The organism is Pontibacter sp. MBLB2868 (assembly GCF_051904785.1).
In the GTDB taxonomy this organism is placed as follows: Bacteria; Bacteroidota; Bacteroidia; order Cytophagales; family Hymenobacteraceae; genus Pontibacter.
Genome location: NZ_CP196710.1, coordinates 921,368 through 946,856 on the forward strand (window position 1 = coordinate 921,368; position 25,489 = coordinate 946,856).

General features: G+C 44.5%; 25 protein-coding genes. 14 read left to right on the forward strand and 11 right to left on the reverse strand.

The features are described 5' to 3' along the window. Positions 1–13 precede the first annotated feature (13 nt). The 11 genes from ACSX1A_RS04020 (at position 14) to ACSX1A_RS04070 (ending at position 12,623) form a co-directional block, all read left to right on the forward strand. Positions 14–1,021, forward strand: coding sequence for a hypothetical protein (locus tag ACSX1A_RS04020; RefSeq protein ID WP_439882331.1), 1,008 nt, complete (start codon positions 14–16; stop codon positions 1,019–1,021). A 129-nt stretch (positions 1,022–1,150) separates the two neighbouring features. Then, on the forward strand, positions 1,151–1,555 hold the full coding sequence (gene mutT, locus ACSX1A_RS04025; protein WP_439882332.1) for an 8-oxo-dGTP diphosphatase MutT: 405 nt from the start codon (positions 1,151–1,153) through the stop codon (positions 1,553–1,555). A gap of 166 nt (positions 1,556–1,721) precedes the next feature. Beyond that, positions 1,722–2,252 (forward strand): pentapeptide repeat-containing protein, encoded by a 531-nt coding sequence (locus tag ACSX1A_RS04030; protein WP_439882333.1) that lies wholly within the window; start codon positions 1,722–1,724, stop codon positions 2,250–2,252. A 49-nt stretch (positions 2,253–2,301) separates the two neighbouring features. Beyond that, complete coding sequence (locus ACSX1A_RS04035) at positions 2,302–3,228, forward strand: hypothetical protein (RefSeq protein WP_439882334.1); 927 nt, start codon at positions 2,302–2,304, stop codon at positions 3,226–3,228. Positions 3,229–3,387: 159 nt separating this feature from the next. After that, complete coding sequence (locus ACSX1A_RS04040) at positions 3,388–4,572, forward strand: hypothetical protein (RefSeq protein ID WP_439882335.1); 1,185 nt, start codon at positions 3,388–3,390, stop codon at positions 4,570–4,572. A gap of 124 nt (positions 4,573–4,696) precedes the next feature. After that, positions 4,697–5,641, forward strand: a complete 945-nt coding sequence (locus tag ACSX1A_RS04045) for a transglutaminase domain-containing protein (protein ID WP_439882336.1) — start codon at positions 4,697–4,699, stop codon at positions 5,639–5,641. A gap of 228 nt (positions 5,642–5,869) precedes the next feature. Further along, positions 5,870–6,955, forward strand: a complete 1,086-nt coding sequence (locus tag ACSX1A_RS04050; RefSeq protein ID WP_439882337.1) for a hypothetical protein — start codon at positions 5,870–5,872, stop codon at positions 6,953–6,955. 148 nt (positions 6,956–7,103) lie between these two features. Further along, complete coding sequence (locus ACSX1A_RS04055) at positions 7,104–10,307, forward strand: ATP-dependent helicase (RefSeq protein ID WP_439882338.1); 3,204 nt, start codon at positions 7,104–7,106, stop codon at positions 10,305–10,307. A 192-nt stretch (positions 10,308–10,499) separates the two neighbouring features. Continuing rightward, complete coding sequence (locus ACSX1A_RS04060; RefSeq protein ID WP_439882339.1) at positions 10,500–11,327, forward strand: hypothetical protein; 828 nt, start codon at positions 10,500–10,502, stop codon at positions 11,325–11,327. Between the two features lie 644 nt (positions 11,328–11,971). Then, positions 11,972–12,349, forward strand: coding sequence for a hypothetical protein (locus tag ACSX1A_RS04065; protein ID WP_439882340.1), 378 nt, complete (start codon positions 11,972–11,974; stop codon positions 12,347–12,349). Between the two features lie 13 nt (positions 12,350–12,362). Then, a complete protein-coding gene (locus ACSX1A_RS04070; protein WP_439882341.1) occupies positions 12,363–12,623 on the forward strand; it encodes a hypothetical protein in 261 nt (86 codons plus the stop codon). A gap of 344 nt (positions 12,624–12,967) precedes the next feature. Here ACSX1A_RS04070 and ACSX1A_RS04075 read toward each other — a convergent pair whose 3' ends face one another. The 9 genes from ACSX1A_RS04075 to ACSX1A_RS04115 form a co-directional block, all read right to left on the reverse strand. After that, on the reverse strand, positions 12,968–13,726 hold the full coding sequence (locus ACSX1A_RS04075; protein ID WP_439882342.1) for an IS3 family transposase: 759 nt from the start codon (positions 13,724–13,726) through the stop codon (positions 12,968–12,970). A gap of 55 nt (positions 13,727–13,781) precedes the next feature. After that, the gene (locus ACSX1A_RS04080; protein WP_439882343.1) at positions 13,782–14,048 is read right to left on the reverse strand and encodes a transposase; all 267 of its coding nucleotides are present in this window, start codon (positions 14,046–14,048) and stop codon (positions 13,782–13,784) included. A gap of 45 nt (positions 14,049–14,093) precedes the next feature. Next, positions 14,094–14,327 carry an Arm DNA-binding domain-containing protein gene (locus tag ACSX1A_RS04085; protein WP_439882344.1) on the reverse strand — a complete coding sequence of 78 codons (234 nt, stop codon included), beginning with the start codon at positions 14,325–14,327 and terminating at the stop codon, positions 14,094–14,096. Between the two features lie 439 nt (positions 14,328–14,766). Next, positions 14,767–16,149 carry a tRNA uridine-5-carboxymethylaminomethyl(34) synthesis GTPase MnmE gene (mnmE, locus tag ACSX1A_RS04090; RefSeq protein WP_439883533.1) on the reverse strand — a complete coding sequence of 461 codons (1,383 nt, stop codon included), beginning with the start codon at positions 16,147–16,149 and terminating at the stop codon, positions 14,767–14,769. A gap of 341 nt (positions 16,150–16,490) precedes the next feature. After that, positions 16,491–17,102 (reverse strand): thioredoxin family protein, encoded by a 612-nt coding sequence (locus ACSX1A_RS04095; RefSeq protein ID WP_439882345.1) that lies wholly within the window; start codon positions 17,100–17,102, stop codon positions 16,491–16,493. Positions 17,103–17,162: 60 nt separating this feature from the next. After that, complete coding sequence (locus ACSX1A_RS04100) at positions 17,163–19,046, reverse strand: Nramp family divalent metal transporter (protein WP_439882346.1); 1,884 nt, start codon at positions 19,044–19,046, stop codon at positions 17,163–17,165. A gap of 38 nt (positions 19,047–19,084) precedes the next feature. After that, a complete protein-coding gene (locus ACSX1A_RS04105) occupies positions 19,085–19,741 on the reverse strand; it encodes a metal-dependent transcriptional regulator (RefSeq protein WP_439882347.1) in 657 nt (218 codons plus the stop codon). Between the two features lie 93 nt (positions 19,742–19,834). After that, positions 19,835–20,833 (reverse strand): 3-oxoacyl-ACP synthase III family protein, encoded by a 999-nt coding sequence (locus tag ACSX1A_RS04110; protein ID WP_439882348.1) that lies wholly within the window; start codon positions 20,831–20,833, stop codon positions 19,835–19,837. A gap of 73 nt (positions 20,834–20,906) precedes the next feature. Next, the gene (locus ACSX1A_RS04115) at positions 20,907–22,043 is read right to left on the reverse strand and encodes a glycosyltransferase (RefSeq protein ID WP_439882349.1); all 1,137 of its coding nucleotides are present in this window, start codon (positions 22,041–22,043) and stop codon (positions 20,907–20,909) included. Positions 22,044–22,094: 51 nt separating this feature from the next. Between ACSX1A_RS04115 and ACSX1A_RS04120 the strand changes: the two genes are divergently transcribed. Then, positions 22,095–22,907, forward strand: a complete 813-nt coding sequence (locus ACSX1A_RS04120) for a 2,3,4,5-tetrahydropyridine-2,6-dicarboxylate N-succinyltransferase (protein WP_439882350.1) — start codon at positions 22,095–22,097, stop codon at positions 22,905–22,907. Between the two features lie 65 nt (positions 22,908–22,972). Here ACSX1A_RS04120 and ACSX1A_RS04125 read toward each other — a convergent pair whose 3' ends face one another. Next, positions 22,973–23,866: a 3-hydroxyacyl-CoA dehydrogenase family protein gene (locus ACSX1A_RS04125; RefSeq protein ID WP_439882351.1), complete on the reverse strand. Its 894-nt coding sequence runs from the start codon at positions 23,864–23,866 to the stop codon at positions 22,973–22,975. Positions 23,867–24,303: 437 nt separating this feature from the next. On the opposite strand from ACSX1A_RS04125, the gene ACSX1A_RS04130 reads away from it, so the two are divergent. Together ACSX1A_RS04130 and ACSX1A_RS04135 are read left to right on the forward strand one after the other, a co-directional pair. Continuing rightward, positions 24,304–24,456, forward strand: coding sequence for a lmo0937 family membrane protein (locus tag ACSX1A_RS04130; RefSeq protein WP_439882352.1), 153 nt, complete (start codon positions 24,304–24,306; stop codon positions 24,454–24,456). 67 nt (positions 24,457–24,523) lie between these two features. Beyond that, positions 24,524–24,673, forward strand: coding sequence for a lmo0937 family membrane protein (locus tag ACSX1A_RS04135; RefSeq protein WP_439882353.1), 150 nt, complete (start codon positions 24,524–24,526; stop codon positions 24,671–24,673). A gap of 92 nt (positions 24,674–24,765) precedes the next feature. On the opposite strand, the gene ACSX1A_RS04140 is transcribed toward ACSX1A_RS04135, so the two are convergent. Next, a complete protein-coding gene (locus ACSX1A_RS04140; protein WP_439882354.1) occupies positions 24,766–25,467 on the reverse strand; it encodes a hypothetical protein in 702 nt (233 codons plus the stop codon). Positions 25,468–25,489: the final 22 nt, after the last annotated feature.

A 25,489-nucleotide genomic window follows, 5' to 3' on the forward strand; every position in this document is an offset into this window, starting at 1 on the left:
TAATTCCTTCTAAATGAAAAAGAATAGAATTGTCACCTTTTATATGGAACAGCAAGTGGATGATCAAAATGGAGAAGGCCTATACACGAAGAGCGCAGCAAAACCACGTTTACTGTTAAACAAGCTTAAAGCAGAAGGATATGCAGCATGTTTGGATATAAGAGAGTTTGCTCCTTTTGAGCAGGAAACTTTTTACCTCGCACACACCCGGGAGTATGTCGATAAATTCTTTCAAGGAGCGGAGCTGCCACTGAAGAGCGGCCTTGCGTGGAGTGAGAACTTAGCAACATCTGTCAGGTACACGAACGCCAGCCTGTACCATGCCATCTTACATGCTGTGCTGCATCCGGATGAGCTTACTTTTAGCCCAACCAGCGGGTTTCATCATGCTAGGCCTGAAAGCGGTGCAGGTTTCTGCACATTCAGTGGGCAAGTCATTGTATCCGTAAAGATATACCGAGAGTTTGGGCTTTGTGGAGCATACCTGGATCTGGACCAACACTTTGGTAATTCGATCGAAGACAGCAGAGCCTTTGTGACAGACCTGGATGTTGCTATCCCAAAAATGGCAAACATCAATGTTAGGGGTACCAATGAAGGATACATCTCCCACCTGGGGCAGAGTTTATCAATGCTAAAGCAATGCATACTGGCAGGCAAGATCCATTATGTTGTGTGGTGCCATGGTGCCGACTCCCATGTGTTTGACCACATGGGCGGAAGCGTCAACACGGAATATTGGATGATGGCTGCAGAAATGTTTTACAAATGGGTGCTTGAGGTAGAACAAGAGCTCGGACAACCCTTACCTGTGATCATGTCGCTGTTTGGAGGATACAGGCCCGATGACTATGACTCCGTTCTCTCCCTGCACATGGCAGACTTGTTATTAGCGAATAGGATATTGCTAGGAAAAGATACCATCTATAAACCCCACGTAAAGGAGAGTGACAGAAAGTTAATGGATCCCATTACGTTAGCCATTGCCAACGGTGAAACAATACTTGGGTGCGTGCCTTAAGCAGCGCCATAAGCTTTGGGTTAGATAAAAGGATGGTAGGCTTTTACCCGAAGCAAGATGGCAAAAGACTTGAAGCTTGATAACATAAGCTAGAGGGCTTATCTTAACTTTAAACCAATAAAACAATCTATGATAGAGGTTACAGCAGGTGTGATTGAAAACAATGAGAAGTACCTGATTGCGCGTCGGGCACCAGGCAAGCACTTAGCAGGCCTTTGGGAGTTTCCCGGGGGTAAATTGGAGGCCGGAGAAACGTATGAAGAATGTTTAACGCGCGAACTAAAAGAAGAGCTAAACTTAGATGTAACCGTGCAGGACCACATTGCAGATTCCATATTTAAGTACGGCGATAAGCAAATACATCTTCGGGCATACTTTGCCAAATCAGAAAGCTCGGAGGTCATTTCCATAGACCATGACGAGGTCAGATGGGTGGGATTGGGTGAACTAGCGGAATATGATTTTGCACCAGCTGATTTACCTATCATCAACGCCATGCTTATTAAAAGAGAAGGCTACCTGAGTAATCCTTAAGGTTCTCGTTTCCTATAGGTGTTATTAGATATAGCGCTTGCTTTATATAGTAAATTTGCTTATAATTGTACTATTAAATCCCATTATTTCCCGGTAAGTGATGAAAGCACCAAAAGGGTGCTTTATGTTCAGTTGTGTCCACCTTATAACTTTAGACTATTAATAAATGGAAATAGAACTTATTGTCCGTCAAATTGAGGAAGCGAGACTTTCAAATGAGTCGCTTGTTTTAAATGTGTCCGATGTAGATTTGAGCGGCTTAGATTTCTCGAAACTGAATATGGCTGGTTCTACTTTTCAGGGCACAGACCTAAAAGGTGCTAATTTTTTTGGTGCTAACTTGGATGGTGCCTCCTTTATAGGAGTAGATTTGACAGGCTCAAGTTTCGAAGGCGCCACTCTGGTGGAAGTAAAGCTTCGCGATTCCGAAGTGAGTAAAGCTAATTTCAGAAAAGTGGAGTTAAGGGGAAGTGACCTTTATGCTACGGACTTTTCGCATACGGATTTTACCGGAGCAGACCTTTCCGGGTGCTATCTTGCAGATGCATTTTTCACCCATGCCATTCTAAATGATGTTAACCTTACTGGGGCTGACATCTGTTTAGCTGATACTTTTGCCTTCGCCTCCATGTATGGTGCCACCTTCAACTCACCAGGGGCGGAGGCTTATCTTTTAGAAGAGCAGGCTGAGTTCTAATTTCCTATAAAAGCAATCATTAATTATTATCACAACATATTTATCCTTTATGGAAAATACTATCGCCGGATTTCTAGAGTACTTTGAAAGTACCTTTAGCAAGTATGGTATAAGTCTTGAGAAAATTTCAATTGAAGATAAAATCACTGGTCCACGTAAACTATACAGTTCTACGTTAAATGAAGTGAAAGATGGTAAAATAGCCTTTTATTTTATTGAGTCTTCCCAAGAGCGGGAATCAGTTTGGTTTGATATTTCTGTAGATAATTTTGAATTGCTACACCAATCGAATGGCAATGAAAAGCCGTATGATAAAGTTTTCTTGGTTCTTTTGATTGACAGCAAACCTTTTTTAGGTACGTACATCATAGACACTCGTGCTTTGAATTATAAGCTAACCTTGAACGGTAGATCTAAAACAAGTATTTTGGAATGGTATCTACCTGAAATTGACTTTGATCTGAAAGCAAGAAAATGGCGTTGCGATGTACATTTTGATCAAAGCAACAAATACTACTTTACTGTTGGAAGTGCGAAGTCTGGCAATACAGTTCCTATAAAAAAAGATAATTTCGATTTTTTAGAAGCGCGTGTAAAGTCTCTGTACGAAGTAGGTTCTAAGGAAAGCGAAGAAGTGTCAGCGGGAAATATTTATGCCCAAATAATTGATGACCTTGAAGCTGGTACACTGAAAGTGGGCGCATCAGCAAAAAAGGTGTTCTTAAACATAGATCAGGACCCGGCTTTATTTAAGAAGGTGCTCCAGTACATCAACTCTGACGAGAGCGGGTTTCGAACCATCTATGGCGCTAAAATACTTAGGCCGCTAGAGGAAGGGGACAAGGACCGCTTAGGAAAACAACGTTACTATAAAGAACCGCTGCCAAAGCATAACTACCTGCTTTCTAATCATTGGTTTTTAGGATATGATGATATTCATCTTAAAAAGATGTTGACAGATCTCGAATTAGTTTAGCCAAGACCTCAATTAGCTACGCACAGTAATTTTATACTACTCAATTGCATATCTTCTCAAGGACGGCTCATTGGTACGACATCAGTGGGCCGTCTACATTTACCATAAACTTCATTCTTTTTTGTCTTATCCTAATACCTAAAACAACATTCGTATAATATGAAGGTCCATGTCATCCGCTCGTTTGATTACTCAAAAGTTGAATACGAGAAAGTGGTTAAGTTGCTTCAGGGACAAGCAGGGCCATTGCAATTCGTGAAGGGTACAGCAGCTGGCCATGCGCAGGTATGGAGTCAGGAGAAAAAGTTATTTGACAGGTATGTGGCTGCTGCTTTTAGGTACAAGAAGGATTTCGACTTTGCCAACCACACCATGTCTCTAGGCTGGAATGAGTTCTTTGATCTAGCAGACATGTACAGGGAAACGAATCGCCTTCTTGCGGATGATTTCATTGTGCTGTTAACGCCGGTGTCTAATTCTAACAATTGGTTTACTTCTTTCAGTAAGGAGTCCAACACAATATTTATTCATACAGAAGATTGGGGCAGGTATTTGCCATGTGACCCAGCATATCCGATTGCTTATTTAGCAATGTCTCAGGTAGTAGAGAAAATTTACTACAAAGACATACAGGAGAAGGTACATCATGCTCATCCCACTCCTGTAGGATGTATGAGTGACTTCTGTCAAAAGAAATCTGATATAATTTTTAAGCTTCGCACTGCCGACATCTGCCCTGATTGCATCGATGACATGGTCGGGGCAGGTGTTCGTGGGGATGTGATCAATCAGGCGATCATGCTGTTTGAGAAAACAAGAAACGAGATGCTTTTCAGGCAGCGCTTTAAGCAACTTCCAAGTAGGTTGCACATTTCACGAGGCAACGTCATTCAACTTTTAGATTACCAAGGCAAGGTCATTGATCTTGCCCCTTTAGAGAAAACGGTATTTTTCCTATTTCTAAAGCATCCTGAAGGAATTCTTCTTAAGAACAGAGCCCAATATAGGCAAGAAGTCGAAGCAATTTACAGGAAGCTAACCATTTACACACCTGGTGATGAGGTACAGCAAGCGGAGTTGGAAAAAGAACTGTCTGAAAGCGCCAGGGCACTCACAGACCCCTTGGATAACTCTATGAGTGAAAAAATAACCAGAATCAAATCAAAATTCACCAAAGAACTAGGCGCAGAAACGGCCAAATACTACTCAATTCAAGGCGAGCGGGGTCAACTTAGAAAAATACTGTTAAACCGAACAATGGTGTCTTGTGAAAGTAGTATTTTTACAGAGGATATCTTCCCCAGCGTTCCTCTTGAAGATGCTGTCTTTCAGGAAGTGCAGTAGGATGTCTATCTTGTGATTTTAAAAACCATTCTCAGCGCAGGCTAAATTTTTCCCACTTCATTACGATGCTATGGTTCTGTTCTGTCTCACGCCACGGGTATGGCCGTTAATTCCCTTTCTGTTGATGTGTCAAAGCTTGTTTGCCAAGCCATCAATAGCAGCTCGATATGAGAAGATAGGCAAGTTGTATAAAGACGGAAAATATGCGCATGTGCTCAGGCAAATCAGGACACTAGAGCTGGATAGGTTCGGTAAAGATGGTCGGCTTGCCTACACCCTCCGCCACGATGTGCTTTACTACCATTACAAACTATCCGCCAAGATAAAGCTGAATCGCATTGCCCCTTTAACTGAATCAGTAGGTTTGTACGAAAGACTTCGTGTAATAGACAGCGCCAATCACTATACGTCTCAGCCGCAGTATGCTGTTTTCCGCAAGCACCTCAAACAGGCAGCAGAGAGCACATTTGCCAGAAGTCAGCTCTCCGCCACCAGGAAGATTACGGACGCACTAGCGCGCCAGGGAGACACTACCTGGGTTTATGCCCGCGTCTACCCGACTAAAGAAACGCTTCACCTGGCCCATGCTGATGCAGTAAGAGAGTACTTGAAGCAGTATGATTATACATTCATTGACAGAAGAGCCCTTGCTGTAGAAAAGCAGCCCTCTATCAATGAGCAAGTGTTGGCCTTGACGCAACCCTATTCCCATGATTTCGAGAAAGCCAGAGCGATCTATATCTGGATCGTGCATCACATAGCCTATGACTATACATATTCCACTTATAACGCTCAAAATACTTTTATAAAGAACTCAGGTGTTTGCGATGGCTTTAGCAAGCTTTTCAAGGAAATGTGCCTATTGGCCGGCATAAAAGCAGAACGTGTTACAGGATATGTTCATAAGAGCCTTACAGTCAACCATGCGTGGAATACAATTGAGCTGAAAGGAAAGCAATTCCTGGTAGAGAGCACATGGGCATCCTGTGTTAAACCTAAAGTGGAGTATTATTACTTGATATCAGAGAAAGAGCTAGGAAAGACACACCGGCCCGCTGACAGCAAGTAGCTTCCTTATGACTGCTGAAGGTGAAATTAAAACATCCTGAGCGGTCTAGAAGGGAAGCAAAAGACCAGTGATTTAACTTCGCAAGCTTGTAGCAATTACGTTCTTTAAGCCACACCCTGTATCTTGCATTAGCATAAAGAAAAAGAGACCGGCAACTAAGTCACCCCTAAATATTTCTGTTCTCTGGAGTGAAAGTTTGTGCCTAGAAACAACAACTTTAGCAAGCATATGTCTTCCCAAAAATACTCCATCATGGGCTCTAAGTATAGTTTTATACAGCATATGCTATTGTCCTTACTAGGTGCTTTCATTCGGTATTTTCCTAAGCCTAAGCTTCAAAGGAAACAACCAAGGTACAAAGTAAAAGGGGATGGGCGTTTCTATGGTTTACTGCGCAATGGTGCTGTTGTCTTGCCTTGTAACAATGACTGGATATGGTCTCTTACGCCCACTTTAGTTGGGTTTAGGCAAGGCGATTACTTTGGAATCTACTCTGCTCTTGAGGCACGGGTCATCTACGCGCCTGAATTAGTTGCCGCTATTCCTTTCTTTAAGGAACAGGACGCATGCAACAGAAAACGCATGACGCAAGCCCGCTTTAAATTCAAAAACAAACTTTTTGTAGAAACGAAAGCATACATGGAGTCCCATATGGGTTTGCTGTGGCAAGGGGACCGCTTGTTTGTTAAGGGGCCATCAGGCGTGCTGGTGGTATATCGCTGGGGAGAAGTAAGGGAGTACCAAGGTGAAAACCCAGCATTAGCGGCATACAAGCTCGATCAACTATGCCTTTATGAGGATACGAACAAGCAGGTAAAGAAGTCTCAACTTAAAGCCTTTCCCTTTCTAACGCGAGTTGACGAAGAAATTGCTGGGCAGCGCACCTTTAGGGCCCTTAGCCCACAGAATTTCAGGTATAGCGCTACAAGTAATCCAGTAAAGGTAAAAGCAGCTTTAACAGAAAGTAAGTGGTTGGAAACGGAGTGCAAAAAGTTTAATTATCACGCTATCCCAGCCGGGATAAAGGAGAAGTTCTTATCCCACTTAAGCCATTACTTTAAATGCAGTAAGAATGAGTGGCTCGTGGAAGTCTTGATCTACATCACGTGGTGCCATGCCAATGGCTATGTTAGGTATGATGCCCAAGGCTATTGTACACTTCATCCATTGTATGCACTTCAACCGGAAATAGCAGAAAGGATCCGGTGTGTCACCACACTGTATGTAACACATGAGCTGGATGCGCTGGAGTACCTACTTTATTTGCCATCTAGCATCAATTCCTATTTAGAGGTGCTAGCACAGCAAAATTAACTAGGTGATGATAGGGGTATTCTCTAACCAATAAACAAGTTTACAAGCTTGTAAAGAAATACACCTGGGGTAGCTTCTACTGTATCTTTACTTTAAACAATAAAAAGTTTTCACTTATCTTTAACTTCTCCTAAACATAACCACCGACATGGGCCAAAACGCTTTACGCATCTCGTTTCTAAAAGAGTTAGATAAGTTGAACCTGGCACAGCGCAGAGCCGTGGAAACTACGCAAGGACCGGTCCTGGTGGTGGCCGGCCCCGGCACGGGTAAAACACAGATATTAGCTGCGCGCATCGGCTACATTCTCAGCAAGCCAGAATTGCAGGCTACACCTTATGAAATCCTATGCCTGACTTATACAGAAGCTGGCGTAACCGCCATGCGGGAGCGACTGATCAAGTTCATCGGTCCTGATGCCCACAAAGTACCAATCCATACATTCCACTCTTTCTGTAACTTGGTCATACAGGATAACCCTTCTTATTTTGGGTTGCATGAACTGGAGCCCATCTCTAAGTTGGAAACAAGAGAGATTCTACGCGAGATCATAGACGGCTTACCCACTGGACACATCCTTAAGCGACAAAGCGGGGCTCCTTATTATGATGAGGTCAGAATGGCAAGCCTGTTTACCGTTATGAAAAAAGAGAATTGGGATGCTCGCTACATATCAAAAAAAGCGGATGAATACATTGCGTCTCTCTATACTAATCCCGCTTTCATATATGATAATAAAAGTGGAGAAAACAAAAAAGGTGATTTAAAAATAGGTAAGATAAACGAGCAAAAGCAAAAAATGCAACGGCTGAAGGCAGCTGCGGCTCTCTTTGACACATACCAGCAGAAAATGCAGGCCCGTGGGCGCTACGATTATGAGGATATGATTCTGTGGGTATTGCGTGCATTCAAAGCACACCCACACTTATTACTTCAGTATCAGGAGCAGTTTCATTATTTGCTAGTAGATGAGTACCAAGATACAAACAACTCTCAAAATGAGCTGCTGCAGTTAATTTGCAGATTCTGGGAGCAGCCTAATGTTTTTGCGGTAGGGGATGACGACCAGTCAATCTACCGTTTCCAAGGGGCTAACTTGAAGAATATCTTAGACTTCACTGACATGTGTGGCCCTGCCACCAAGACAATTGTCTTGACAGACAATTACCGTTCTTCTCAAACCATATTAAACGCTGCTCATAATTTAATAAACAATAACACTGAGCGCCTGTCAAAGAAACTCGAGGGGCTAAGTAAAGAACTGTGGGCTAAGAATGACACTTATAGCAAGATAACTACCCTTCCTGAGCTCTGGGAATATGCCAACCCGCTCCAAGAAAGCATCGGCTTAGCGCAAGAGATAGAGCGAATGGCCCACGCTGGTGTTGATCTTAGTAAGGTTGCCGTGCTGTACCGCAGCCACAGGGATGCAGAGGACATCATCCGGTACTTACGTGCAAAGAATATACCTGTAAATCAAAAAAAGCGCTTAGACATCCTGCAAGAACCACTCATTAAGAATTTCATAACATTACTGCGATTCTTGCACGCAGAAACAAATGCGCCGAACTCTGGAGAGGCACTGCTTTTTCAGATCCTGCATTTTGATTTTCTGAACTTACCTCCCCAAGCAATAGCAAAGTTAGCTGCAGAGAGCACGACCCATGACACAGATAAAGGCTTTATTTCCTGGCGTGATTTACTGCTCTATGCAGCTCAACATGATTGGAAGCACTTATTTAAACCAGATGAAGCTGTCGTGCAGCGCATGGTGCAACTAGGGGAGCTCTTTGAACGATGGATCACAGCCGTTCACAATACCACCTTGCCGGGACTACTGGAGCAAATCCTGACCGAAAGCGGTATGCTGGTGCATATGTTGAAGCAGCCCCACAACAAGTGGCATTTAGAAGTCCTGCACACGTTCTTCAGTTTTGTGAAAGAGGAGTGCCAACGGAAAGGGGATATTTGCCTTTCAGACCTTGTCAGCACTATAGAGTTAATGCAAGACAGCGAGATTGATATTCCGATTGAGAAAGTGTTGTGTGAGGATGGGGGGGTGAACTTTGGAACCGCGCACGCTGCCAAGGGCTTAGAGTTCGAGTATGTGTTCTTAATGGGCTGTAGCAAAAGCAATTGGCAGGTCGATAAAAGCAAGCGCTTCAACTATCCAATGCCTGATACACTGGTGCAATCCAATACAGGGGATGAGCTGGAAGAGGGACGACGGTTGTTCTTTGTAGCCCTCACGAGAGCCAAGAAACAGCTTGTCGTTAGCTATCCGGCAGCAGATAACAAGGGCAAACAGCTCGTGACTTGCAGCTATGTATCTGAATTAGAGGCAAGCGGATTTGTAAAACATGTGCAGATTACGCTAAATGAAATCGACCTTCTAGAATATCATTTGGCTCGTTACAACCAGCTGGATGAGAAGACAAGCATTGAGCTGCTGGAGAAGGAGTCTCTGGACATGCTGTTGAAAGACTATAGCCTGAGTGCGACTCATTTTAATAAATACCTGCGCTGCCCGATCAGTTTTTACTATGAAGATGTGTTGCGCGTGCCCATGGCTAAGAATGAACATGCCTGCTTTGGCACAGCGGTGCATGATGCTTTGCAACGGCAACTGGAGTATATAAGAGAAACCGGCTCTGAGCCAAATAAAGAAGTATTGCTACATGATTTCGAGCGAAGCATGAAACGGCAGCGAGCTTATTTTTCTTCAACCCAGTATGACCGCAAGCTAGCTTTTGGCAAGTACTGCCTGCAGGCTTACTTCGACCATCACAGCAGTACATGGGATGCGAACTCATTCACAGAAAAGAAATTAAAGCAAGTCGTATGGAACGGGGTTCCATTGAACGGTAAAATAGATGTACTAATACCTGTTGATGGTCACTATAATGTAGTTGACTATAAGACCGGGGACCCTGGTAATGCCGATAAAAAAATCAAAGGGCCTAGTAAGCCTAAAGATCCTGCCAAACCAACATTTGAGAACCTTTACGGTGGAGATCTGTGGAGGCAGGCAATTTTCTATAAAATTCTGATTGATAATGAAACGTCTGGCAGGTTTAAGTTTAACTCCTTCTTCTTCGACTTTGTGCAGCCAAATGAACAGGGAGAGCTTTTGAAGAAGAAAGTCGTAGTCACACCGGAAAAGGAGACATTTGTAAAGAATCTGATACAATCAGTTTATGCAAAGATCAAGAGCCATGAATTCTCTGAGGGTTGTGGTGATGCGCAGTGTAAGTGGTGCAGCTTTACTCGTGACCACAAGTTTGTTAAACAGGTAAATTTCCAGGAAGGGAATAAAGATTTAGACTTAAATCAAAGCCTATATCCGGTGTAGGCTTTACTGTATCAGTGCCCCTCCATCAACAATCTTGCTGCCGAAAGCCAGAAGCAATGATCAGTATCAGGAAGAAGCATCTTCTCAAGGTATCTCAGGATTTTATGAGGAAACCGAAAGAGGATAACCTTGACATCAGGTATGCATGCTTCCTGCACGAATACAACACTTTGAATGAACCATAAGCCGCTAATGAACCAATCGATAGACAACCAAGCCTTTACAATCATTCAAAACGCCCTGCAAACAGTTCAACTGGCAGAAAACCAAGAAGAGTCAAAATCCTTATTGGATGAATTAGCCCTGAAAACCAATGGCTTAATCGCTTTAATCCTTAGCTACACTTTCCTAGAAGGCACTGCAGACATAAAAACTGATGACGAGATTGTACTCTGGACGCTACCTGACGTGTCGTCAGACTTCTGTGCGTCGCTATGGAATCTCCCAGGAGGTTTTTACAAAACAGCAGCTTCCAGTCAAAGAGGAGCAATTGAGATGGCCGTTGCTTCCTTATATTTTCAAGTACTGCAAAATGAATTCTCAGGTGATAGCGACAACCTGGAATTTGCTCAATGGGACGCAGGCGATATTCCCACGCCTGACTGGAAAACAATGAAGCCAAAACTGAAAGAGAGCCAACATGTCGGAGAATTTGTAGCGGAGTACGATTATTGCCCCATACAGGAAACACATGACTATTATAATTTCTTGCTAAGTTTCACGCACAGTCGAAGTAGATCTCCTGAAGACGGTGGGGCAACAAATACAATGAATATGAAAGATCAAGTCGGTCTTCATAATGGCGAAGACTTTAGGAGAATTTGCAAAACAATGGATACGGCTATTTCAACTATTGCCGCCATCTGGACTGTTGTTTTCCCTCAAATTATCGGAGAGTACAAAAACAGCAGCCAAAACTCACCTGTTTGTGAGTTAGATGCATTGTACGCTACTGATCATGCAAAACGTGTTCTTAAGTTCGCAAAGAAAAAAGTATTTAATGAGAGTAAAGCTTTATAGGCACTTGAGCAGATCCAAAATGTGACTCATAATTCACAAGTAATTATATCAACTAACAGTATCAAAAACAGATACGAAGTTAAACTTAATATACAAGTAGCCCGCTTTGGCTATGCTCAGCAACCTTTATACTCCAGCCACGTCAGCTGTATCCCTAGTGTATCGGTAAAATATTGCTGTATTCTATCAGATTTGTGCAGAAGTTTTAGAATCAAGCTTGCATCAGTTGAACAAACAGGTCGCTTTCTTCAATGGGTTCAAAGGCACCAGTTCAAAAGAATGCGACTTCTATAATAGCTTAAATAAAGCCAGTAAAATGTTTGGAAGTTAAAAATTAATTTTATATACTAGATATAATCCGATCCTGAAGAAAGGTTCATTCGGCAGATTCCACATCTTTATTGTTTTACCTATTGTGTAACAGAGAGAGTTACATTAATCTATTAATATTCTTTCGAATGAAGTGTCGCTGTGGAAAGCTTTAAATAGTTCAGAAACGGAGTCCATTCTACTGTGTTAAGAAGAATTCGCAGTAAATGCATTTTATGCCTACAAATAAGTCTTCAAAATATAACATTTACACACTTTGTATGCTGACACGATCAGAACTAATGGACATCTTTAAACGGAAAAAGCAGAGAGTTGTGAGGAAGAAAGACAAGCGAGGGAACATTAAAGAAAAAACAATTCCAGGTTTTGTAAACACGTCTTTCAATCAATTTGAAGAGTGGTTTGATGGGGCTATTTTTATGCAGGGGTGTTACTACTGCGGCACTACCAATGAGAGAAGCTTTGAGATTTATCAGAAACAGAGGAATGGCCTTAGACCTGATGCAACAAGAGCAGGGAGACGTGGCAAGAGATTAGAGCTAGATAGGAAAGATCCCAACCAGCCATATGATAATTTAAACAATGTAGTGTGGTGTTGCTATTGGTGTAACAATGCCAAAACTAACTTCTTTACGGAGGAAGAGTTTAAACCGATTGCAGTAGCAATAGGCTTATCATTGTCAACTATCTAGTAAATATAAAACTATGCCGATCCCGAACAATATTGAAAGACAGCACATTCTTTCTGCTATTCATCAAGTCCAGCGTGAAGGTATACCAGCTAGACGTAGTTCAAGGAAGTTTAAAATATACTTTGAAGGGGAAACATACCCCTGTAAACTTCTTATCTCATGGGCGAATATTTACGCCAATGGGCAAGAGCTCAGTTCTCATCCCAATGTGTTTCAAACAAACATGGCAGTGAGCTATCTACGAGATTTAGGCTTTACCATCACTCAAGCTTAAGCCATCGATATAGAATTAAGAAAAGCATGGAAATTAATTAGTTGAGTTTTTTGAGCATCAAAAAGCCAGAGCTCTCAATGAAGATATGCCTCACTTAGGTTACAATGTTTCTAACCTTTAACTCCTTTGCCAGTAGTTTCTTTGCTTTTTTTAAGAGCTGCCTATTACTTTCATCGTTAAGCCATCTAGAGCTACCTGATGTATGCGGGAAAAATATGACAGTTGAACCATTCCAGTCTTCTGATTTTCCGACATAATCGGCCAGAAAGCCACTGTACCAAAGCCCACGAATTTGCAGATATTGTAAGCTTCCCCGCTTTTTGGGCCATTGTAAAGTTGGTTTTTCAAGTTACGATTTCCTCTAGTAATTCCACAGGTGTTCTTAAATTTAGCGCTTGATGCGGGCGGTGGTGGTTGTAGTCCTGCATCCACTCCTCGGCTTTCTGACGCACCTCTGAAAGGGTCCTGAACACATACGTATTGAGCAGTTCTCTCCTGATACTACCGTTGCAGCACTCGATGTAGGCGTTCTGCATGGGCTTACCAGGTTGAATAAACACCAGCCTCACCTTGTTCTCTTTGCACCAGCCCTCGAGCTTGTGGGAGATGAACTCCGGCCCGTTGTCCACCCGGATCATCTCTGGCAATCCACTGAACTCCTTGAGGTATTCCAGCACCCGGATCAGCCGCAGGGCCGGGATGGAGAGATCCGCCTCCATGGAGAGAATCTCACGGTTGTAGTCATCGACAATGTTTAAGAGCCTGAACTTTCTGCCATCCCACAGGCTGTCACTCATGAAGTCCACTGACCACACCTGATTGATCCTCTCCGGCTGGAAGAGGGCCTGCTTCACGCGTGCCGGCAACCTTTTCCTGTGTCTCCTCTGATGTTGTGCTTCAGTTGGCTGTAGACCCTGTAGACGCGTTTGTGGTTCCACCCGTGACCCATTCCTGATCCTATGGAAGCATTCCCAGAAGCCGATGGCCGGTTGCTTCTCTACCAACAGCTGCAGCTGCTCTTCAATAAGAAGGTCGTCTTTCTCTACTGGCTTGTACTCATAGGTGCTTCTGGCTACACCCGCTGCCTTGCAGGCCTGACGCACGCTACCCCATGCTCCTCCACCATAAACTCTACCAGCGCCTTTTTCTCGTCAGGCCCTAAAGCTTTTTTTCAACCGCATCCTTTAAAGCATGGTGTACCAGGGATAGCTCAGCGAACATCTTCTTGAGGCGGGCGTTCTCTTCCTCCAGCTCCTTCATCCGCTTGAGCTCCTTTACCTCCAGCCCCGCGTAGCACTGGCACCACTTGTAGAAGGCGGCGGTGGTGATGCCCAGCTCCCGGCAGAGTTCCTGAGCGTTGCTGCCGTTCTCGTGTTCCTTGATGGCCTTGATGATCTGGGATTCTGTAAAACATGTCTTTTTCATTCCATTATAAAGTTATAGGTTTTGTAACTTTACAATGGCCGGATTTCAGGGAAGTCTACAGTGCCCGTACTCACCCGTCTGTAGCTCCACCAGCTGTTTGGCGGCGATACTTTCCGCCAGCAGGAGGGTCTCCTTGTTTCGCTGGCGGACAGTTACTGTCTTCGTCTCGACCAGGTACAGCTTCAGGAACTCGTAGTTCCTCTCTTGCCTGTAGTACACGTCTAGGAATAGGCTTCTCGTGCCGTCATTCATCTTTTTTTTCCGCAGTGCTACCTTCATATTCTATCCTAGAATTTGAAATAAAAGTAACCAAACGGGCAGACACGGTAAAATAATTATCTGTAAATCAGGTGTTTAATTGCCTGTAGTTGCCTTGGTTTGCCTGTAGAAGTAAGCAGGATTAAGCGTGTTCGGGTAACAAAATCTTGAGATATGAGGCTCTTTTTCCGAGTGTGTTGAAGAGGTTTTGTTACGATAGTTTGTTCCGGGCTTGCCTGAAAAGCACTCTCAGAAAGTGCAGGCAGTATTTCTGATAGATGGGAGAGGAGGTTGTGAGATATTTTTGTTACCCAGTTGTTACTCGGGCTTCGGGTAACAACTGGGTAACAAAAAGTTGGGAATCATAGGCCAATAACGGCAAACTATGGTAATGGTGTTTTGATGTAGGTGTTTGATTTACTTGCTTTTGTGTGCCTTGGGTTGCCGTGGCTTGCCAAGCCTATTTCCCGATGCAGAACTTAGTAAAAATATTATCCAGAAGATCATCCGTTGTGATCTCACCGGTGATCTCTCCTAAGCTATACAGAGCCCTGCGGATATCGGCAGCAACCAAATCTCCGCTCACACCGAGTGCTAACCCGTTCAGTACATCATCCAGGGAAGCATAGGTTTTGTTCAGGCTATCAACGTGGCGGAGGTTCGTTACAATTGTCTGACTTTGTGTATTGAGTTTACCCAAGTTCACTTTCTCGACCAGCGCTTGCTTCAGGTCATCAAGATTGGCACCTTCGGCGGCAGATATCTGTACAAGGTTTTCTATACTTGAAAAGGCAGCCAATTTCTCAGGTGATGCCTGGTCGATTTTATTGGCCACAGCTACCATTGGTAACTTCTTCGGGTTCAGCCTGTCCAGTTCGGCCTGTACTTCCTCAGCAGTTACTTCTGTTATGTCAAAAAGGTAAATGATCAGCGAAGACTGGCTAAGCTTCTGCATAGTACGCTCTACGCCAATGGCTTCTACTTTATCTGTGGTTTCGCGCAGTCCGGCCGTGTCGATGAAGCGGAAGGTGATACCTTCTAAGTTGATCTCATCTTCAATAAAGTCGCGGGTAGTGCCAGGTACATCAGACACAATGGCTTTTTCCTCATTCAGGAGCTTGTTAAGCAGGGTAGACTTACCAGCATTCGGTTTGCCTACGATCACAGTTGGTACTCCGTTTTTGATCACGTTACCCAGCTCAAAGGACTTTAGCAGCTCCCGGATTATACTTTGAATGTTAAGTATAAGCGTGCGCAATTGTTCACGGTCAGCAAACTCCACGTCTTCCTCGCCAAAATCCAGCTCCAGTTCGATCATGGATGCAAAATGTACCAGCTCGGCACGCAGGCGCTTGATCTCCTGCGAAAAGCCTCCGCGCATCTGTTTCATCGCTACTTCATGGGAGAGGGCGGAGTCGGAAGAGATCAGGTCAGCCACCGCCTCGGCCTGAGCTAAGTCGAACTGGCCGTTAAGAAAAGCGCGTTTGGTAAACTCACCTGCGTTTGCAAGTCTAGCACCATGCTTCAGCAACAGCTTCACGATCTGCTGCACAATGAAGTCGGACCCATGGCAGGAGATCTCCACCACATTCTCCTTGGTGTAAGAGTGTGGCCCTACAAACAGCGAAACCAGCACCTCGTCCAGTATCTTCTCTTCGTCGCGGATGGTGCCGAAGTGAATGGTATGGCTGGCTTGTTTCGTGAGGTCTTTGCCTTTAAAAACAGCGTTTGTGATATGGATGGCATCTGGCCCCGATAGCCTGATGACAGCAATAGCGCCCACACCTGGGGCAGTTGCTACGGCTACTATGGTATCGTTAGATATGTTCAGGTTGATCAAAATCTGGTATTAATAGTACTGATGCAAATTTACGGATTAATTGTCAGAATCAGGTTTCTTAGATAACCGGGACCTTTAGAGTGCAGTTATGATGCAGGGGAAAACTAAGGCCGTTCCTAAAGCTGCAGCCATTTACCCACTCGTGGCACCTCATACTAGGTATATTTTCGGAGCAGAGGCATTTGGATCCAATTTAATAGCGGGGGGGGCAGCTATAGGGCGGCAACTGTAGTAAGTATCGGGGAAGATAGCCTAAAGTAAAAATGGAACTGCATAGGAGCTTGCTCAAAACCGGAGGGCAAATGGTTCAGGTGACAAAACTTAACTATAATACAGGGTCGATATTACATCTTCTCAAACTCCTGGAAGTTCATGCTTTTGTGGTGGTTTTCACCGAAATAGCGTAAGATCTTAGCGAAGTTTTTGGCATCGAGGTAACCAGGCACTGGAGCCAACATATTGAAATTCTCGTCGAGATATACCGTCGTTGGGAAACTCATCTGCCCCTGTAGCAGAGCAACTGCTAACTCGTGTGATTTATACTCCGGCTTAAAAGTATAGGTGTGGCCGTTTAAAGTGATGGGCACTTTGCCCTCTGCATCCAGCTTTACAGGGTAATAGTATTTATTGATGAGTGCCGCTACCTTAGGGTCGGTAAAAGTGTCTTTGTCCATTTTCTTGCACCAGCCGCACCAGTCTGTATAAACATCGATCACTACCTTCCGCTTTTCAGTCTTCATAAGCGCTGCGGCTTGCTCTATAGTTAGCCATTCAACTTTTTCTGCGGGTTTATCAGTAGCTGAAGCTGCTGGCTCTGTGTTTGCGGAAGCCGTTATCTCTTGTTGCGCACCCGTGTTGGTAGCTGTACTGGAAGTAGGAGGCGTATTTTTATTACATGCTGAGAGAAAAAGCGTCAGCACGACAAAAGAGGTAAGCGATCCGAAGCAGTTTTTCATTTTCAAGGTATTTATAAGCGCTCAACATACCCGGGAGTAGCTAAAGTTCAGCGCAGTTTTCTATACTATAAGCATTGGTATTTTAACGGTGTGGCGCACAGCATCTATCGTAGTTCCGAGAATAAGGTCTTTCATCATTTTATGCCCATGCGACCCCATTACCAGCAAGTCTGCATGGAAGCTGTGTACGATCTTCGGAATGCGTTGTTTCGGGTTGCCGAAGCCAAGTTGTATCCGAACCTGATACCCCTGCTCACGCAGGTCATTTGCATAACGCTGTAGATTTTCCCAGTCCGAGGTTGTCTCCATGTCTTTGATGTCCTGCCCGAATACCATGGCTCCAGCTGTTTCCACAATATGAATAAGCAGGTACTCGGCAGCAGGCGTACCTATGGCGATGGCATTGTCAAGTACGGTTCTGTCAACGTCCGTAAAATCGAGGGTGATCGCAATGCGTTTGTAAGCAGGTTTCACCTCTGCCTGGTAGCTGACAGGCAACTGGTGTCTGGATGGCTTATAATGCGCCACTGCCCCTGTTATCATGGGTTGTACGGTTATGTAAAGCAGCAGCAGGGCACAGGCAACGGCCACCGGCACTACCAGCAGCCAGATCAGGATAGGGCGTTCCACAACATCCAGCCACACGATTATCTCGTCTATGACCAGTTTCGCATTCAGCACGACAATTATTGAGGCAATGAGCCAGGCACCTGTTTTAAGCCAGAAGCCAATAGCAAATTCGCCCATTGCTTTTTTATTGCTTACAAAGTGGATGAGCGGGACCACGGCAAAACCTAACTGTAAACTCAGGATCACCTGGCTAAGCACAAGCAGTTCTCCTGTCTTGTCTTCGCCGTAATAGAGAATCACGAAAAGCGCAGGCCCTACAGCAAGTAAGCGGGTGATCATCCTTCGTAGCCAGGGCTGGATGCGCAGGTTCAGGTAGCCTTCCATCACGATCTGGCCGGCTAAGGTACCGGTTAAGGTGGAGCTCTGGCCAGCAGCAATAAGGGCGACTGCAAAGAGTATAGGAGCCCATTTGGTACCAAGCAGTGGCGCCAGGAACTCATGTGCATCCTGAATCTCTGTTACATTGTAGATGCCGTTGCGGTAGAAAGCGGCTGCCGCAAGTATAAGGATGGCGGCGTTCACAAAAAGTGCCAGGTTCAGGGCCACCGCAGAATCCACAACGTTATACTTAATGGCGCGCCAAATACCGGTTGGTGTACGGTCTATTTTGCGCGATTGCACCAGGGAAGAGTGCAGGTAAAGGTTATGCGGCATTACAGTAGCACCAATAATACCAATGGCAATGTAGAGTGCATCACTGTTCGGAATGGTAGGGACAAAGCCCGCAACAAGATCGCCAACATCCGGCTTGGCAAAGAACATCTCCATTATGAAGGCACCGCCAATGATGGTAACCAAAGCAAGTACAAATGCTTCCATTTTACGCATCCCTTTGTTTATCAGGAAAAGCAGTAGGAACGTGTCCAGCACTGTCAGGCAAACGCCCCACACCAGGGGCATACCAAAGAGCAGCTGCAGACCGATGGCCATACCTAATACTTCTGCCAGGTCGCAGGCAGCTATGGCTACCTCTGCCAGAATATAAAGCGGTATGTTAATAAAGGATGGATAGGTTTCGCGGGAAGCCTGCGCCAGGTCTTTCCCTCGTACTACCCCAAGGCGTGCACTAAGACTCTGCAGCAGAATAGCCATCAGGTTGGACATCAGCAGCACCCACACCAACTTATAGCCGAACTGGCTGCCGCCGGCAATATCTGTGGCCCAGTTGCCGGGGTCCATGTAGCCTACGCTAACCAGGTAAGCAGGCCCCAGAAATGCCATTAGCCGCCTCCAGAAACTAGTAGGGGTGGTAGTGTCTATGGAGGAGTGAACCTCTTCCAGTGATTTTCCAGTATGTTGCTTCGGCAGGGACATGTTTTAGTGAGTTTAATAGGCGATCTGGAAATTCATTCTCAGGCAGATAAGTAAACGTTTTTAGAGACCTCGCTCGAGATCAGGAGCAGCTTCTGGCCGTCAAGTTCTATTTCCAGGGAGTTATCGTAAAGTATTTTATCAGAGACCCGGATATGAGAGCCCAGCCCAATGCCTAACTTGTCAAGATACTGCAGGAAAAGTGGTTGTGAATCACTGACGCCCACTACTTTGCCTTCATCGCCAATGTTCATTTCACCTAACAGCTGCTGCTTTTTCAGCTTCATATCGCCGTTTTCTGTCGGGATAGGGTCGCCGTGAGGATCAAAAGTGGGGTAGCCCAGAAACTCGTCGAGGCGGTTGGTGAGCAGGGTAGAGGAGATGTGCTCCAGTTCCTCTGCTACTTCGTGTACCTCATCCCAGTTAAATTTCAGCTTTGCCACCAGAAAAGTTTCCCAGAGGCGGTGCTTCCGAATGATCTGTAAGGCCACACGCTCACCCTGCTCTGTGAGCGTCACACCTTTATACTTTATATAATTGACAATATTCTTGCTGCTTAGTTTGCGAAGCATATCCGTAACCGAGGCAGCTTTGGTATCTAAAGCTTCTGCTATGGCATTGGTATTTACCTCCTGGTTGCCGTTAGCTGAAAGCTTGTAAATCGTCTTTATATAATTCTCTTCGGCGAAACTATGCACAGTGACGAGTTTTGTTTGAGTGATTGGATGTAAGTATGAGTGATTGAATGAGGGCATTATTAGCTTACACCCAATCACTCATGCAAAAAAGATTTACCAACGGATCAGTGCAGATGCCCATGTAAAGCCACTGCCAAATGCGGCAAGGCAAATAAGATCACCTTCTTTTACACGGCCTTCTTCCACTGCCTCGCTTAATGCGATCGGAACAGAGGCTGCCGTGGTATTGCCATACTTTTGTATGTTGCTCATGACCTTTTCAGCCGGAAGCCCCATTTTCTGCTGAATAAACGATGTAATACGCAGGTTAGCCTGGTGCGGAACAAGCAGGTCAATATCTTCCGGCTTGTATCCGTTCTTGTTCAGCGCCTCTTCAATCACCTCAGGGAAGCGTGTAACTGCATGCTTAAACACCAGGTTACCGTTCATGTGCGGGTAAATACTGCCTGAATCGATCATTTCGTGGGTCAAGCGGTCCTTTTTATTACTGCCCGGGTCTAACACGGCTAATTCTTCTGCAAATTCACCATCAGAGTGCAGGTGAGTAGAAAGGATGCCTCTTTCGTTACTCTCTGAGGGTGTTAGCACTGCGGCACCGGCACCATCCCCAAAAATAACGGACACCCCACGACCACGCGTACTGAAATCCAGTCCGCTGGAATGTATCTCGGAACCTACCACCAGTACATTGTTGTACATGCCTGTTTTAATGAACTGGTCTGCTACTGAAAGCGCGTATATAAAACCGGAACACTGGTTTCGTACATCCAGGGCAGGTATTTCCTTGATGCCCAGTTCACGTTGCAACAACACTCCTGAACCCGGGAAAAAGTAATCCGGGCTTAACGTGGCAAACACGATCATGTCCAGGTCAGAGGGTTCTAACCCAGCCATTTGTAAAGCTTTTCTGGCTGCTTTTGCGGCCATATTAGCAGTTGTGTCAACCCCTTCTTCAAAGTACCGACGTTCTACAATACCTGTTCTTTCACGGATCCACTCATCAGAGGTATCCATGATCTTCTCCAGATCTTTGTTTGATACAACATTATCAGGCACATAATGGCCAACACCAGCTATTTTTGAATTACGCATAGAAAAATGTCTTATATGTTACAAATATACTACTTTGTTATGAATTTAGATTCGTCTAAAAATAAATTTAAATTTACAAGAAGCAGCTTCCGCTATTTTTGAAAAGTGAAAGCAACTTATCTTCTTCCTGTACCCAGAAAATATCTTTCGGTATACCTGAAGTATAAAAAAGGTTTTGCCTTAAAAAGGACTGTATCTCCCTAAGGTCTGTTTGTCTGAAATCAATAGAAAAGCCTGCCTGATTCTGCCTTACCAGTTTATCCCACAGTGGATTTTGCTGCACCAGCACCGGAAGCCCATGGGCCATATACTCATTTAATTTAGTGGGGATACAGCGGAAAGTGCTTTCATTTGGCTGGTATGGCAGCAGGCCAACATTACTGCTGCTTATCTCCTTGATTATCTGTTGATGAGGCACCAGTTTATTACCACCAATCAGGCGAATGTAGCTTTTACCTGTTATACGCTGATTCACATCCCGGAGTGTGGTTGTGTTGGCACAGTAGCCTATTATTGTAAGGGAAGTGGTGCGGTCAGCGCTATAAAGTTTGTCTGCCAGCGCAATAGCCTCGAAAATGCCATTGTTTTCGGCAATGGTGCCGGAGTAGATCAGGCGGAGTGGCTCCTTTCCTAACTGCACAGGCGTAACAGGTTTTGTATAAGATGCATGTGGCTGATACTTGTTTTCGAGAATGGTGTAACGATTGCCAATAAAGGGCAGTTCATCCGCATAACTCGTTTCGGCAAGTATAAAATGATCGATGCAAGGGGCAAGGCTGGTTTCAATGCGTCGTACTAACTTTGCCAGGAGCTGCCTGAGTAAAGGCGGGTAGTTGTTTTGCGCCCTCAGGTTCAGGGCATAATTTTCCTGCACGTCATAAATTAACCGAACAGGATGCTTTTTGCTGTACTGGTAGCAGGGTAGAAGCAGTTCATGTGTTGCCACAATAATGACCTGCGGCTTTATTTTTAGCAGGAACCGGTAGAATTTATATTGAGCACGAATTCGGTCTAAACTCAATCGGTAAAAGAAAAAAAGAGGGTAGAAACTGATATTGCCTGGCACATTGGCAGGAATAGGAGCTCTGAATCCGCATATAGCCAGCTGTGTATCAGCTAATTTGCTTAACGATAGCGCCAGTTTTTCATACAGGCGGGTATCGTTAACAGGTTTCAGGAGCGAGGCTAACAGAATTCTCTTTTCAGACATCCGCTAAATTTAATACTTTTACGCTTTATTCTTACTTAACTATAAGCAGACATGGCGCTAAGAGAAATAATTGAGCAGGCCTGGGATAACAGAGAGCTTTTAAAAGATAGTAATACAGTAGAAGCTATTCGTGCTGTAATTGATGAGCTGGATAAAGGGCTTATACGCGTTGCAGAACCAAACGGGGACGAATGGCTGGTAAACGAGTGGGTGAAAAAGGCTGTCCTGATGTATTTCCCTATTCAGTCGATGAAGACGATTGAAGTTGGACCTTTTGAATTTCATGATAAAATTGCCCTGAAGCGTAACTATGAGCAGTTAGGCGTTAGAGTAGTACCTCATGCTGTGGCACGTTACGGCGCATACCTGGCAAAGGGTGTTGTGATGATGCCGTCTTATGTCAATATTGGCGCTTACGTGGATTCAGGCACGATGGTGGACACATGGGCTACTGTTGGGAGCTGCGCACAGGTAGGTAAAAATGTGCATTTGAGTGGTGGTGTAGGCCTTGGTGGAGTGCTGGAACCAGTTCAGGCTGCCCCGGTAATTATTGAAGATGGCGCTTTTATCGGTTCAAGAAGTATACTGGTAGAAGGATGCCGGATTGGCAAAGAGGCCGTGATCGGTGCTGGTGTAACCATTACAGGCAGCTCTAAAATATTTGATGTTACCGGCAATGAAGAGAAAATATACAAGGGCTATGTGCCACCACGCTCTGTAGTTATTCCTGGTTCTTATACCAAGAAGTTTCCGGCAGGTGAGTTCCAGGTGCCATGCGCACTGATCATCGGTCAGCGTAAGGAAAGCACAGATCTTAAAACATCATTAAACGATGCACTGCGTGACAATGCTGTTGCTGTTTAAGTAACAAAGCCATAAAAAAAGCCTCTGCTGGAACACAGCAGAGGCTTTTTTTATGGCTGTTCATGTTATTTCTTCTTGAACCTGTCAGCTACGATAAGCTCTTTTGTGCCGTGCGTCCAGGAGTAAAAGCCATTGCCGGATTTCACACCTTTATGTCCTGCCTGCACCATATTTACTAACAAAGGGCACGGCGCGTATTTCGGATTGCCAAATCCATCATGCAGTACGTTCAGGATAGAAAGGCATACATCAAGGCCAATGAAGTCAGCTAGTTGCAGTGGGCCCATCTGGTGAGCCATGCCAAGCTTCATGATCGTATCGATCTCTTCTACGCCGGCCACGCCTTCGTATAGGCTGTAAATAGCCTCGTTGATCATGGGCATCAGGATGCGGTTTGCGATAAAGCCCGGGTAGTCGTTACACTCTGTCGGTACTTTGCCCAGTTCCAGGGAGATATCCATCACTTCGCGTGTTACCTCATCAGAGGTAGAATATCCGCGGATGATCTCTACCAGTTTCATTACCGGCACAGGGTTCATAAAGTGCATACCAATTACCTTTTCAGGACGATCTGTTACAGAGGCAATCTTGGTAATGGAAATGGATGATGTATTGGAGGCCAGGATGGCTTCAGGTTTGGCGAAATTGCTCAGGTCCCGGAAAATCTTCAACTTCAGATCCACGTTCTCAGTGGCCGCTTCAACAACCAGGTCAGCATCTTTCACACCTTCCTGCATGCTGGTATAGGTTGTGATGTTATTTAACGTGCGCTCCTTCTGTTCTTCCGTCAGGTTTCCTTTTGCAATAATCCGGTCGAGGTTCTTGGTGATTGTTGCGAGTGCTTTCTGCAAAGCTTCCCCTGAAATGTCTATAAGTGAAACAGGAAATCCATTCTGTGCAAACACATGTGCGATACCGTTGCCCATTGTGCCAGAGCCAATAACTGCTACTTTTTTCATAGGTCGAGTTAATGTAATTGTTGATTGTTTTATACAAAACTAATATAAATATGCTTACGGTTTGGCTAATTCTACCAGGTATTGGAAGACTTCAATTTTTAAAATTGAAGATGTGTTGCTGAAATGTGCTAAAGAAACTGCAGCACGAAGATAAGTTCCAGGGTTAAAAAAAGGAGTAATTTGTTGGTTTAATGGTTTAAAGTGTTGACCAATAGATAGGTAAGGTGTTGAGTTGGCTGTTTTACGTAGATGCTATTACAAATTATTGAAGAAAAAGCCTATAAAAAAATGCTATTATATAAATCCTTTAAAATATAGTTCCGTAAAAGCAATAAACAAAAAAATGCAAATGTTAGCTGTTGTAACATTTAATAAACGGAGGGTTCTCCAGATTTATAACAATGGCTGGTTTGCATATATAAACTGAAAAATAAACTATGGGAAATTTATTGTATATAATAGCAGTCGTACTGGTGATTTTCTGGCTGATCGGCTTCCTGGGATTCCCGGATGCAGTAGGTGGAATTATTCACGTACTTTTGGTTCTGGCAGTTATAGCTGTTGTGTTACGCCTAATTAGGCAGGCCTAACCTGTTAAGAATAATTACGTTATAAATATTAAATATTAAATCAGGAACACACTAAATAAACAAAACTATGGGAAATATATTGTATATTATAGCAGTGATACTTGTTATCTTCTGGCTGATCGGCTTCCTGGGATTCCCGGATGCTGTAGGTGGTTTGATCCACATATTATTAGTAATCGCGATCATTATTGTGTTGCTACGACTCATACGTGGTTGATGCATGATGAATTAAATACAAATACATAAATAAAAATGGCTGCCAGATAACTCTGGCAGCCATTTTTATTTATAGCATTATAAATGTGATACCTAACGCCTGAACGGTATATTAAAACCGGCTCTGATAACAGGATTAGAGTACGGTGAATCGATATCATTGAAATTATATAACACCAGGAAATCAAAAGAAGCTCTGCCAGCGCTCTGACGGTAACCTAAACCGGCCATTGGCATGGAAACTATACGGCGTTCCAGCTCATACCCGTTGGTGTTCGTAGGCCAGTACTTTTCAACCCCTAATACTTCGTACTCGCCATGCAGCACCAAAGATCCATCGCCGATCAGGTTTGATAAAACCTCCTGTTGCAGAAATGCACGCCCTCCAAAATTCTGAAAAGTAGTGTTATTCGTCCGGATGAAATGATACACTGCACCAGTGCCGACACTAAATTTATCAGTTACCTTGTATCCGAGGATTGGCAGTAACGAGATATTAGTGTAACTCCCAAACTGCAATCCAAAGCTTCCGCCCCAGTACAGCCGATCCATAAAAGCGACAGCCTCTTCGTCTGCCTCCTCCTGTTTTGCCACAGGTATTGGCTGCTGCACACTAGGCTTATCCTGTACGCGCTGCTGCGGCCTTGGGCTGTTTTGCTCCACAGGAGCAGGAGGGCCTGTAGGTAAAGCTGGCTTATGCTGTGTTGTATCCGGCACCTGCGCAAAAGCAGGCTTGCAGATGAAAAGCAGCAGCGTTAAACATAGCCATCCGGCTAAACGACAGGCAGGTGTCATAGGTATCCCGATCTTTTAGTAG